We start from the raw sequence: 12,856 nt of genomic DNA on the forward strand, positions 1-12,856 counted from the left end.
GAACCCATGACCGCAATCCAAAACTTTTTCAAGACCTTCTTCCTCACGGAGCTGCTCAAAGGCCTCGCGCTGACCGGACGTTATACGTTCCAGCGCAAAGTCACCGTGCAATTCCCGGAAGAGAAGACCCCGATCTCGCCGCGTTTTCGCGGCCTGCACGCGCTGCGCCGTTATGAAAACGGTGAAGAACGATGCATCGCCTGCAAGCTGTGTGAAGCGGTGTGCCCGGCGCTCGCGATTACGATCGAGTCGGAAACGCGTGCGGACAACACCCGCCGCACCACGCGTTATGACATCGACCTGACCAAGTGCATCTTCTGCGGTTTCTGCGAAGAGAGCTGCCCGGTCGATTCGATCGTCGAAACGCACATTCTCGAATACCACGGCGAAAAGCGTGGCGACCTGTACTTCACGAAAGACATGCTGCTGGCCGTGGGCGATCGCTATGAAACGGAGATCGCTGCGAACAAGGCAGCCGACGCACCGTATCGTTGAAGCGTTTCAGTTGAAAAAGCAGTAATTGCAGCAATCACGGCCTGTTGTCGGGCCGGGCGCCGCGGCCCGAACGCCGCGGCACGGCGCACCTGTGCGGCTGTTCTGGCGCTATGCCAGTCACACGTGCCAAAGAACAATGCCTGACGATGGCCTAACGATGAACCGGTAATCATGGAATTCACGACCGTACTGTTCTACATCTTCGCGCTGCTCCTGGTGGTTTCAGGGCTGAAGGTGATCACCTCGCGCAACCCGGTGTCGTCCGCACTGTTTCTGGTGCTGGCGTTCTTCAACGCAGCCGCGATCTGGATGCTGCTGGAGGCCGAGTTCCTTGCAATACTGCTGGTGCTGGTCTACGTCGGCGCGGTGATGGTGCTGTTCCTGTTCGTCGTGATGATGCTGGACATCAATATCGACGTGCTGCGCAAAGACTTCAAACGCTTCGTGCCGATGGCCACCCTGGTGGGCGCGATCATCGTGATCGAAACCGCGCTGATCCTGTGGCACGGCTATGGCGCGACCGCCACGGCGCTGCGCGACACCACGGCCGCCGCTAACGGTATGGGCGACTGGTCGAACACCCGCCTGATCGGCAAGGTCATCTACACCGACTACATCTTCGCGTTCGAAGTGGCCGGTCTGGTGCTGCTGGTGGCGATCATCGCGGCGATTGCGCTGACCACGAGTCACAAGAAAGACAGCAAACGTCAGAACGTCAGCGAGCAGGTCAAGGTACGCGCTCAAGACCGCGTGCGTGTCGTGAAGATGAAATCGGAAAAGACCGCGGCTACCGTCGCGGCGGAAGAAGCCGCGGCAGCGGCAGCAGCAGCGGCCGACTCGGCACCAGCCAAGAACAGCTGAGCGGACAGGAGATAGAAATCATGTTGACCCTTGCCCATTACCTTGTCCTCGGCGCGATCCTGTTTGCGATCAGCATCGTCGGCATTTTCCTGAACCGTCGCAACGTCATCATCATCCTGATGGCGATCGAGCTGATGCTGCTCGCGGTGAACACCAATTTCGTCGCGTTCTCGCATTACCTCGGCGACGTGCATGGCCAGATCTTCGTCTTCTTCGTGCTGACGGTTGCTGCAGCCGAAGCGGCAATCGGCCTCGCGATTCTGGTGACCCTGTTCCGTAGCCTCGACACGATCAATGTCGAGGATCTCGATCAGCTCAAAGGTTAATTTCAGGAAAAGCGGTTATGTCCACGATACTCAATGAAAACCTGCTGCGGGCGATCCCGCTGGCACCGCTGGCCGGCTGTCTGGTTGCCGGGCTGTTCGGAAAAGCGGTAGGGCGAGCCGGTGCGCATTCGGTCACGATCCTCGGCGTCGCGATCTCGTTCATCCTGTCGGCCATCGTCTTCTTCCAGGTGCTGAACGGCGCGAGCTTTAACGCGACCATCTACGAATGGATGTCGATCGGCAAGACGAAGTTCGAGATCGGCTTCCTGGTCGACTCGCTGACAGCCATGATGATGTGCGTGGTGACCTTCGTGTCGCTCATGGTGCACATCTACACGATCGGCTACATGGCCGACGAAGACGGCTACCAGCGCTTCTTCTCGTACATCTCGCTGTTCACGTTCTCGATGTTGATGCTCGTGATGAGCAACAACTTCCTGCAACTGTTCTTCGGCTGGGAAGCGGTGGGTCTGGTGTCGTACCTGCTGATCGGTTTCTACTTCACGCGTCCGACGGCGATCTACGCGAACATGAAGGCGTTCATCGTGAACCGCATCGGCGACTTCGGCTTTCTGCTGGGTATCGGCCTGCTGTTCGCGTTCGCCGGTTCGATGAACTACGGCGACGTGTTCGCGAAGCGCACCGAACTCGCGGCCTTGACCTTCCCGGGCACGGACTGGGGTCTGCTGACGGTGGCCTGTATTTGCCTCTTCATCGGCGCGATGGGTAAGTCGGCGCAGTTCCCGCTGCATGTGTGGCTGCCGGATTCGATGGAAGGCCCGACGCCGATCTCCGCACTGATTCACGCGGCAACCATGGTGACGGCCGGCATTTTCATGGTCACGCGCATGTCGCCGCTGTTCGAACTGTCGGATACGGCGCTCTCGTTCGTCATGATCATCGGTGCGATTACCGCGCTGTTCATGGGCTTCCTCGGGATCATCCAGAACGACATCAAGCGCGTGGTGGCGTATTCCACGCTGTCGCAGTTGGGTTACATGACGGTCGCGCTGGGCGCCTCGGCCTACTCGGTCGCCGTGTTCCACCTGATGACACACGCGTTCTTCAAGGCGCTGCTGTTCCTCGGCGCGGGTTCGGTGATCATCGGCATGCACCACGATCAGGACATCCGCAACATGGGCGGCCTGCGCAAGTACATGCCGATTACGTGGATCACATCGCTGGTCGGTTCGCTGGCGCTGATCGGTACGCCGTTCTTCTCGGGCTTCTACTCGAAAGACTCGATCATCGACGCGGTGAAGCTGTCGCATCTGCCGGGCTCGGGCTTCGCGTACTTCGCCGTGGTGGCGAGCGTGTTCGTCACCGCGCTGTATTCGTTCCGTATGTACTTCCTGGTGTTCCACGGCGAGGAGCGGTTCCGTGGTCCGAAGCATCCGGAATCGCCGATGGGCATCGAAGCCGCGGCGCATGCACATGACGCTCACGGTCACGATTCGCACGCTCATGGTCACGACGCGCACGGCCACGGTCATGACGACCACGCTCACGAGCCGCATGAAACGCCGTGGGTGGTATGGCTGCCGCTGGTGCTGCTGGCGATTCCGTCGGTGGTGATCGGCGCGATCGGCATCGGCCCGATGCTGTTCGGCGACTTCTTCCAGCACGGCGTGGCGTTCGACAAGGTGATCTTCATCGGCGAGAACCATCCGGCGCTGCATGAGATGGCCGAAGAATTCCAGGGCTGGGCGTCGATGGGTCTGCACTCGGTCGCGGGCCTGCCGGTCTGGCTGGCGCTCGCGGGTGTGGTGGTCGCGTGGTTCCTGTACCTGGTGCGTCCGGACTTGCCGGCTGTCATCAAGCGCGCGTTCGGTCCGATCTACACGTTGCTCGATAACAAGTACTACATGGACAAGATCAACGATGTCGTGTTTGCGCGGGGCGCCGTGGCAATTGGCCGTGGTCTCTGGAAGGAAGGCGACGTCGTGGTGATCGACGGCATCGTCAACGGCAGCGCACGCTTTATCGGCTGGTTCGCCGGCGTGATCCGCTTCCTCCAATCCGGCTACATCTACCACTACGCGTTCGCCATGATTATCGGCATGTTGGGGCTCCTGACCCTGTTTGTAACGCTCGGCGGCAAATAAGGCGAGGGACACTAATGCACGCTTATCCGATTCTCAGTATCGCGATCTGGTTACCGATCCTCGTCGGCCTTCTGGTTCTGGCTATCGGTTCCGACCGGAACCCGGGTCCCGCTCGCTGGATCGCGCTCATCGGCTCGGTCGTCAGCTTCCTCGTGACGATCCCGCTGATTACCGGTTTTGATTCGAGTACCGCCGATCTGCAGTTCGTCGAAAAGGCGAACTGGATCGAGCGCTTCAACATTACTTACCACCTCGGTGTTGACGGTATCTCGATGTGGTTCGTCGTGTTGACGGCCCTGATTACGGTGATCGTCGTGATCGCCGCGTGGGAAGTGATCACGAAGAACGTGGCGCAGTACCTCGCCGCATTCCTGATCCTGTCGGGCATCATGGTCGGCGTGTTCAGCTCCGCCGACGGCATGCTGTTCTACGTGTTCTTCGAAGCGACGCTGATTCCGATGTACATCATCATCGGCGTGTGGGGTGGGGCGAACCGCGTGTACGCGGCGTTCAAGTTCTTCCTGTACACGCTGATGGGCTCGCTGCTGATGCTGGTCGCGTTGCTGTACCTGTACACCCAGACCGGCACGTTCGACCTCGCCACGTGGCAGCACGCGCAGATCGCCATGACGCCTCAGGTGTTGCTGTTCATAGCGTTCTTCATGGCCTTCGCCGTGAAGGTGCCGATGTGGCCGGTTCACACGTGGTTGCCTGACGCCCACGTGGAAGCGCCGACCGGCGGCTCGGTCGTGCTGGCCGCGATCATGCTGAAGCTGGGCGCATACGGCTTCCTGCGCTTCTCGCTGCCGATCACGCCGGACGCCAGCCACTTTCTGGCACCGGTCGTCATCACGCTGTCGCTGATCGCCGTGATCTACATCGGCCTGGTTGCGATGGTGCAGACGGACATGAAGAAGCTGGTCGCGTATTCGTCGATCGCGCACATGGGTTTCGTGACGCTCGGCTTCTTCATCTTCAACCAGCTCGGTGTGGAAGGCGCGATCGTGCAGATGATCTCGCACGGCTTCGTGTCGGGCGCGATGTTCCTGAGCATCGGCGTGTTGTATGACCGTATGCATTCGCGTCAGATCGCCGATTACGGCGGTGTCGTCAACGTGATGCCGAAGTTCGCGGCGTTCGCGATGCTGTTCTCCATGGCGAATTGCGGCTTGCCGGGTACTTCCGGTTTCGTCGGCGAGTTCATGGTGATTCTGGCGGCAGTCCAGTACAACTTCTGGATCGCCGGCGGCGCGGCAGTGACGCTGATTCTCGGCGCGGCCTACACGCTGTGGATGTACAAGCGCGTGTACTTCGGCGCGATCGCCAACGATCACGTGAAGGGCCTGCTCGACATCAACCGTCGCGAATTTTTCATGCTGGCAGTGCTCGCCGCACTGACGCTGTTCATGGGCCTGTATCCGAAGCCCTTTACCGATGTGATGCACGTATCCGTGGAAAACCTCCTCTCCCACGTTGCGCAATCAAAGCTGCCGTTGCCTCAGTAACGCAGAGCGGAGGAATTAAAGACCATGCAAAACGCCCCTATGACTGCTCTGTTGCCTGACGCGCTGGTGATGCTCGCCGTTGTCGTCGCGTGGCTCAACGACACGTTCGTCGGCCAGGCCGGTCGCCGTACCACGTACTTCATCGCGTTCTTCTCGACGCTCGTCGCCGGCATCTGGTTCGCGATGAACGCGTTCGACCCGCAAGTGCGCTATTACTTCGGCCATATGTATGTGGTGGACTCGTTCGCCAACGTGATGAAAGCGGTGGTGACGCTCGGCTATGCCGTGTCGATCGTCTATTCGCGCCGCTACCTCGAGGATCGCGGTCTGTTCCGCAGCGAGTTCTTCCTGCTGGGCATGTTCTCGTTGCTCGGCCAGCTCGTCATGATCTCCGGCAACAACTTCCTGACGCTGTATCTCGGGCTGGAACTGATGTCGCTGTCGCTGTACGGCGCGATCGCGCTGCGTCGCGACGCGGCGCCGTCGAACGAGGCGGCCATGAAGTACTACGTGCTCGGCGCGCTGGCTTCCGGCTTCCTGCTGTACGGCATCTCCATGCTGTACGGCGCGACCGGTTCGCTCGACCTGAACGAAGTGTTCAAGGCGATCGGCACGAGCCACTACGATCCGAGCGTGCTGTTGTTCGGCGTGATCTTCATCGTGGCGGGTGTGGCGTTCAAGATGGGCGCGGTGCCGTTCCACATGTGGGTGCCTGACGTGTATCAGGGCGCACCGACGGCGATGACGCTGATGGTTGGCGGAGGTCCGAAGGTTGCCGCGTTCGCATGGGGTTTGCGTTTCCTCGTGATGGGTCTGCTGCCGCTGGCGGTCGAATGGCAGCAAATGCTGGTGATTCTCGCGGCGTTGTCGCTGATCGTCGGCAATATCACCGGTATCGTGCAACGCAACGTGAAGCGGATGCTCGCGTACTCGGCGATCTCGAACATGGGCTTCGTGCTGCTGGGCCTCTTGGCAGGCGTGGTCGACAACAAGACCTCGGGCGCCGCCAACGCGTACGGCTCGGCCATGTACTACAGCATCGTCTACCTGATCACGACGATGGGTACGTTCGGCGTCATCATGCTGATGGCTCGCCGCGATTTCGAAGCGGACACGCTTGAAGACTTCAAGGGCCTGAATCAGCGTAGCCCGGTGTTCGCGTTCGTGATGATGGTCATGATGTTCTCGCTCGCCGGCATTCCGCCCGCAGTCGGCTTCTACGCGAAGCTCGCGGTGCTGCAAGCGACCATGAACGCCGGCCTGACCTGGCTGACGGTGCTGGCCGTGATCACCTCGCTGTTCGGCGCGTTCTACTACCTGCGTATCGTCAAGCTGATGTATTTCGACGATCCGCAAGACAAGTCGCCGATTCTCGCCGACACCAGCACGCGTGCGTTGCTGGCCCTGAATGGCGTGGCCGTACTGGTGCTCGGTATCGTGCCGGATCCGTTGTTGAAGGCCTGCCTGCAGGCTATCCAGCACACTCTGCTGCTCTGATGTCGGCTGCGGGTTGGTTTATCGTGCTGTTGGCGCTGGTCGGCGCCAACCTGCCGTTCCTGAATCAGCGCCTCTTCGCCGCCGTGCCGCTGAAGGCGGCGAAGAAGAGCGGCTGGATCCGGATTGCCGAATTGATCGTGCTGTACTTTGTGGTTGGCGCGCTCGGTTTTCTGCTGGAAGCGCGCGCGGGCAACCGCTTCGAACAGGGATGGCAGTTTTACGCGATCACATTCGCACTATTCGTGGTGTTCGCATTCCCCGGCTTCACCTTCCAGTATCTCGTCAAACGCCGCTGACGGCGTCTCGCCGTCGGCGCACCCAGTTGTCCTGAGGTCCGCATATGGCTGAACTTCCCGATCACGACGCCGCGCTCACCGAGACCTGTCTCGAGAGCAAAACGATGCATCAGGGTCCGTTTCTGACGCTCAAGTGCGACACCGTTCGCCTGCCGGACGGCAAGCACGCCACGCGCGAATATGTTCAGCATCCGGGTGCCGTGATGGTCATTCCACTATTCGACGACGGCCGCGTGCTGCTGGAAAGCCAGTATCGCTACCCGATGGGCAAGGTCATGGTCGAGTATCCGGCGGGTAAGCTCGACCCCAACGAGGGCGCGCTCGCGTGTGCCATTCGTGAACTGCGCGAAGAGACGGGTTACACCGCGCGTGAATACGTCTATCTGACGCGCATTCACCCGATCATTTCCTATTCGACCGAATTCATCGACATCTACCTCGCGCGTGGTTTGACTGCGGGTGAGCGCAAGCTCGACGAAGGGGAATTTCTCGAACTGTTCACGGCAAGTGTGGCCGAGGTGTCCGAGTGGGTACGCACCGGCAAGATCACTGACGTCAAGACGGTGATCGGCACGTTCTGGCTGGAGAAGGTCTTGTCGGGCGCGTGGCCGCTGGCGGAACCGCAATAGCGTCGCCAGTTCGGCGTGGGCAGCGCCGTGGGACCTATGTCGCGGACCATTCCATATAGGGTGTCGCCGCAAGGGGCAGCGCGTCAGCCTGCCCACTATTGCATTGTCGATCCGCACTGGACGTTACGAAGGAGCGGAAGGCGCCACGCTACGGCAGCCTGCCGCGCGCAAATCCACCACAATCCGGTTCCACGCGTTGTCCACGGTAGCCGGCACGGTTGGGGAACTCGACGCCGCCACTGAGTCGACCACGTCGCGAATGAATACGTGATGAACATAATCCGCGCTACAGGAGGTCGGAATGGCGCTTCCATTGTGCCTTGCGGTAACAGGCCGGCCGAGGCGGCTCCCGTTGCCGAGGTCCGCCGGCATCGCAAGCGCGGCGGTGAGCGTAAGCAACGCCACGCCGATCAGCACGACAGTGCGCCGCGACGCGAACCACGGCGCGATCCACTTGAGCGCGGCAACGACGCCCGACACCGACGGATATGCGCCGGTTGCTGATGGCAGCGAGCTGCTTTCGACTTCGCCGATGTCAGCGGGCGTAGGCGGCACAGTCCGGCAGAATCTATATCCGATACAAGGTATGTAGAGCAGTTGCTGGTCGAGTCCGAGCGGCTGCAACGAACGCCGCAAGCGCGACACCAGGCGCGTCAGGCGATTGACGTCGACGTCTTCTTCATCACCCCAGATCCGTGAGATCAACTCGTGACGCTTGAGCGTGACATCGGGCTGGTCGACGAACGCCTGTAGCAAGGCGCGTTCGAAACCAGTTAGATGAACGGTCGCGCCGGCATGAGTGACCAGTCCCTCATCGGTGTGAATCGCGGGCAGGCCGATCGATTCGGACGATGCCCGCCGATACGAAACGTTGTCGCGCAACCGCGCAAGCCAGTTGCGAAGGCCGGCGCGGCGCGGTGGCGGTTCATCTGTGGAGAGAGCGTCAAGCGATGTCGGCGTGTCATCCGGCGAGGCTTCTTCGGTATGGATCTGAAGTCCTTCCGGGTCGAACCGATAGCCCGCACGCGGCATCGTCACGATATGACCGCCGAGACCGAGCGGCCTCAACGACTTGCGCAACCGGTAGACCAGTTGCGTCAGATAGAGCTCGTCCATATGGATCGCACGCTCGCCCCACACGACGCCCATCAATGCTTCACGGTCGCATACTTGTCCTGCGCTCTCCACCATCAGGCGGAGCACTTCCTTTTCCTGTCCCGCGACACGCACGGCGATATGGCCGACGGATACACGGTCATGCCGCCAGTCGAAACGAACAATGCAACTGTTTTTACTCACGAATTACTCCAGCGCCTTTAATACGCATAACGTAGCATCGGTAAATGGTCGCAGCCAATGGAGGAACCCGGACGGGTACGCGGTGTAACGGACATATCCTCGAGCTGGATGGAGTATCGCGCCTTCCATGTGGCAAACAGCAGGACCTGAGCCGGCAAGGCAGGCGAGGCGCGAATGTTCGCCATCTTCTATGGCGGACGCGGACCGGAGGAAAAAGAATCACGTCGCGGCAGCAGTTAGCTTTCCTATCTGCCGCGACTTTTTCCAACCTCACGGATACCGATCATGAACGCATCAATGACTCGCGGCACGAGCGTCGTCTTTTTACAGCGGGCGCTTGCGCAGGAAAATCCACGCCTGGAAGTGGACGGTTTGCCGGGCCCCAATACGCAAAGCGCGCTACGGCGATTTCAGCAGCGACGTGGCTTGCCGGACACAGGCGTCGTATGCGAGCAGACTCGCGCGCTGCTCACGCAAACGTCGCGCGATGCGGGATTGCTGTTCGAAGCCGACGTGGCCGAGGCCAGCGACGCGCTAGGTGTCGCACCAGCGCGGCTTCTTGCACTGGTCGAGGTCGAGAGCGCGGGCTTTGGCTTTCTGCCGGACGGCCGCGCGAAGATCCTGTTCGAACGCCATGTGATGTATCGGCGACTGGTTGCCGCGGCGCTGCCCGCGCAACGCTGGCGCAGCGAATTTCCCGAGATCGTCAATACGACACCCGGCGGTTATCTGGGTGGCGTGCAGGAATACGAACGTTTCGATGCGGCCAGCGGGCTCGATCGTGATTGCGCGATCGAAGCCTGCAGCTGGGGGTTATTCCAGATCATGGGTCTTCATTGGCTGTACCTGGATTATGCCAGCGCCGCCGACTTTGCCGCGTCGATGACGATCGATGAGCGAAGCCAGCTGGACGCATTCGTTCGTTTCGTCGAGCGCGACGCCGCCATGCTGCGCGCGCTACAACAGGGTAGATGGGACGACTTTGCGCGACGCTACAACGGTCCGGCTTATCACACACATGCGTACGACACGCGACTTGCTTCGGCGGTCGCGCATTTCGACGCCGTGGCGTGTGGAGGATCGGCATAGGTGAGATGACTCAGCCAGTCGCCTACGTCGCCGGCTGGCGGACCGCGAATATTCGATGGATTTTCCATGTTGTTCGTCGATGAGGCACCCGAACATGAACAGGTCGATCAGGCAACGCCAGGGTGCGTAGCCTTCGACATCCACTTTTCATGAACGAGGTTCTTATGACGCAAACGAACAATCCCACGTCTGCAAGCGGTTCCGTCCAGCAAGGACGCCAGAACAGCAAGCTGGTGTACAACGGCGATCCGGGCGACAAGTCCGGCGCCAAGGGTGCGACGGAAAAGAAGTATCAGATGAACGGCTACAAGCCGGCGACCGAAGTCGAGAAGTTCAGCTACACGTCCGGCCGCGTGGCGAAGCGCGTGTACAACGGCTACAAGCCGAATGACTCGAAGGTGTTCGGCTATTACACGGACTGGTCGCAATACGACGGACGCTACGACGGCTCGTTCGCCGACGATCAGTGTGGCCGCGGCATCGACCTGATGCTGCTCGACGCGAATGCGTACGACAAGCTCGTGCTCGGCTTTGCCGGCATCATCGGCGACAACGGCGAGAAGCAGTACACCATCAACCGGGCCGCGCAGGATTTCGGCCGAAGGAAAGACGAGGCGACTTTCGTCGATGCATGGGGCGATGTCGCTTCGTATCGCAACTGTGGCTTCCCGGGCTGGGTGAGCAACGACTATCAGGCGCTGTTCCGTCAGGAAACCGCGCAAGGCGTGTTGGGCGGCCTGCGTAAGCTGAAGGCAAAGAATCCCGATCTGGTGCTGTCGTTCAGTATCGGCGGCTGGACGATGAGCGAGGCGTTTCACTGGGTGGTCGCCGACCCGGCGCGGCGCAAGACACTGATCAACAGCATCCTCGATCTGTTCAAGCGTTTCCCGATGTTCGCGGCGATCGATCTCGACTGGGAGTATCCGGCAGCAGAGGGTAACGACGGCAATACCTATTCCGATAGCGACACGCCGAACTTCCAGGCATTGGTGCGCGAACTCAGGCAGGCGTTCGACGGCGCCGGGCGCAAGGATGTGATGATCAGCATCGCCGCATCCGCCGCCTTGTCGAAGATGAAAAAGGCCGGCCTGAAGGGCATGATCGACGCCGGCGTGCACGGCATCAACCTGATGACCTACGATTTCTTCGGCACGCCGTGGGCGCCGAAGCTCGCGCATCATACGAACCTGCATCCGAGCCATCCGGGTGACCCGAACGAATTCAGCATTGATGCGGCGATCGACTATCTGGAGCAGATCGGCGTGCCGTTGAGCCGTGTGGCAATCGGCTATGCCGGGTATAGCCGCAGCGCGCGCAATGCGAACATCACGAGCCTGTCGCCGCTCGAAGGTAGCTACAACGCGGGCACGGGTACGACCACGGGCAGCTTCGAATCGGGCACGACCGAATGGTACGACCTGATTTATAACTACCTCGATCTGGAAAATCAGCGCGGCATTAACGGCTACGACGTCTATACCGACGAAGTTGCCGACGCCGACTACCTGTACAGCAAAGACTCGAAACTCTTCATTTCGGTCGATACGCCGCGCACGGTGAAGGCCAAGGGCGAATACGTCCGCAAGCGCGGTCTTGCGGGCCTGTTCACCTGGACCATCGAAATGGATGGCGGCGTGCTCGTCAATGCCGCGCGCGAAGGGCTCGGCAACGAGATCACGAAGCAGACGATCGACATGTCGCCGTTCTACTTCAAAGGCATCAACGTGAAGGGCGGCAACCGGCCGCCGGTGGCCGCGATCGACGGTCCGCTGGAAGCTTTCGCAGGGGACCCGGTTCACTTCAGCGGCAAGCGCTCGAACGATCCGGATGGCGATGCGCTGACCTACCGGTGGTCGGCGCCTGGACTGCCGTTCGACGGCGCGACCACTGTCGAGGTCGACGGCGTCGTGCCGGCGGCAGGCGCCACGAGCTACGCGGTGAAGCTGACGGTCGACGATGGCCATGGCGACACGAACACCGCGCAGGTCACGCTGACCGTGAAATCGAAGTCCGGTCAGCCGCCGGTGGCCCGAATGACGGTGCAACTCGCGTCGGGGACGGCGTTCCAGCTGTCGGGTACCGCGTCGTTCGATCCGGATGGCGATCCGCTCACCTACGCGTGGCAGGCGCCGCAGTTGCCGTTCGACGGCTCGCGCAAGGCGGTCGTGGATGGGGTCGTGCCGAGCGTCGATAAGACGACCGACTACTTGATCCAGCTGTCCGTGAGCGATGGCACGTCAACGTCGAGCGAGGCGATCTATCTGGAAGCCACGCCGGCGTCCGGTGGCTCCGTGCAGGCAGTGATCACTGGTAAGACGAAGGTGGAGAGCGGCGCGCCGCTGTCGCTTTCGGCTGCGGATTCGACCGGCCCGGCGCCGCTCGTCTACAAGTGGAGCGCTCCGGGGCTCTCGTTCGACGGCTCCAACCAGGCGAGCGTGACCGTGACCGCGCCGACGCTCACCACGACCACCGAGTATCCGGTGCGACTGACGGTGACCGGGCACGGCGGCGATGGCGCGCAATCGATCGCGTCGGTCAACGTGACGGTCGTCGCGGGCCAGAGCACCGGCACGTGGAAGCCGCAGGATTATCCGGGCGGTTCGGTGGTGACGCACGACTATCACGGTCAGGGGCTGCGCAAATACTGTTCGTCGTGGTGGGCAAACCGCTCCGACGAGCCGGGCGATCCCAATTGCACGAGCCAGAAGCAGTACGACGGCAAGGTCTGGCAGGACCTCGGCAGCGCGTGATCAC

11 protein-coding genes are annotated in these 12,856 nt (G+C 61.0%); 10 read left to right on the forward strand and 1 reads right to left on the reverse strand.

Going from position 1 to position 12,856, the window contains the following annotated elements:
- Positions 1-6 precede the first annotated feature (6 nt).
- The 8 genes from nuoI (at position 7) to P0D70_RS05995 (ending at position 7,714) form a co-directional block, all read left to right on the forward strand.
- A complete protein-coding gene (gene nuoI / locus P0D70_RS05960; protein ID WP_007175608.1) occupies positions 7-495 on the forward strand; it encodes an NADH-quinone oxidoreductase subunit NuoI in 489 nt (162 codons plus the stop codon).
- Between the two features lie 171 nt (positions 496-666).
- Positions 667-1,356, forward strand: coding sequence for an NADH-quinone oxidoreductase subunit J (locus tag P0D70_RS05965; protein ID WP_091795805.1), 690 nt, complete (start codon positions 667-669; stop codon positions 1,354-1,356).
- A 20-nt stretch (positions 1,357-1,376) separates the two neighbouring features.
- The gene (gene nuoK / locus P0D70_RS05970; protein WP_006052894.1) at positions 1,377-1,682 is read left to right on the forward strand and encodes an NADH-quinone oxidoreductase subunit NuoK; all 306 of its coding nucleotides are present in this window, start codon (positions 1,377-1,379) and stop codon (positions 1,680-1,682) included.
- A gap of 17 nt (positions 1,683-1,699) precedes the next feature.
- A complete protein-coding gene (nuoL, locus tag P0D70_RS05975) occupies positions 1,700-3,787 on the forward strand; it encodes an NADH-quinone oxidoreductase subunit L (protein ID WP_408183484.1) in 2,088 nt (695 codons plus the stop codon).
- 14 nt (positions 3,788-3,801) lie between these two features.
- Positions 3,802-5,292, forward strand: a complete 1,491-nt coding sequence (locus tag P0D70_RS05980) for an NADH-quinone oxidoreductase subunit M (RefSeq protein ID WP_091795798.1) — start codon at positions 3,802-3,804, stop codon at positions 5,290-5,292.
- A gap of 24 nt (positions 5,293-5,316) precedes the next feature.
- On the forward strand, positions 5,317-6,789 hold the full coding sequence (gene nuoN, locus P0D70_RS05985; protein ID WP_408183487.1) for an NADH-quinone oxidoreductase subunit NuoN: 1,473 nt from the start codon (positions 5,317-5,319) through the stop codon (positions 6,787-6,789).
- Positions 6,789-7,085: a DUF2818 family protein gene (locus P0D70_RS05990; RefSeq protein WP_091795792.1), complete on the forward strand. Its 297-nt coding sequence runs from the start codon at positions 6,789-6,791 to the stop codon at positions 7,083-7,085. Before nuoN ends, P0D70_RS05990 begins: the two co-directional genes overlap by 1 nt.
- 44 nt (positions 7,086-7,129) lie before the next feature.
- Positions 7,130-7,714, forward strand: coding sequence for an NUDIX domain-containing protein (locus P0D70_RS05995; RefSeq protein ID WP_408183490.1), 585 nt, complete (start codon positions 7,130-7,132; stop codon positions 7,712-7,714).
- Between the two features lie 123 nt (positions 7,715-7,837).
- Here P0D70_RS05995 and P0D70_RS06000 read toward each other — a convergent pair whose 3' ends face one another.
- Entirely contained in the window at positions 7,838-9,013 is a 1,176-nt protein-coding gene (locus tag P0D70_RS06000) for a winged helix-turn-helix domain-containing protein (protein WP_408183493.1), read from the reverse strand.
- Positions 9,014-9,298: 285 nt separating this feature from the next.
- On the opposite strand from P0D70_RS06000, the gene P0D70_RS06005 reads away from it, so the two are divergent.
- Both P0D70_RS06005 and P0D70_RS06010 read left to right on the forward strand, forming a co-directional pair.
- Complete coding sequence (locus P0D70_RS06005; protein ID WP_408183495.1) at positions 9,299-10,102, forward strand: N-acetylmuramidase domain-containing protein; 804 nt, start codon at positions 9,299-9,301, stop codon at positions 10,100-10,102.
- Between the two features lie 164 nt (positions 10,103-10,266).
- Entirely contained in the window at positions 10,267-12,852 is a 2,586-nt protein-coding gene (locus P0D70_RS06010) for a glycoside hydrolase family 18 protein (protein WP_408183498.1), read from the forward strand.
- Positions 12,853-12,856: the final 4 nt, after the last annotated feature.

This window comes from Paraburkholderia sp. RL17-381-BIF-C (assembly GCF_046026435.1).
Taxonomy (GTDB): domain Bacteria; phylum Pseudomonadota; class Gammaproteobacteria; order Burkholderiales; family Burkholderiaceae; genus Paraburkholderia.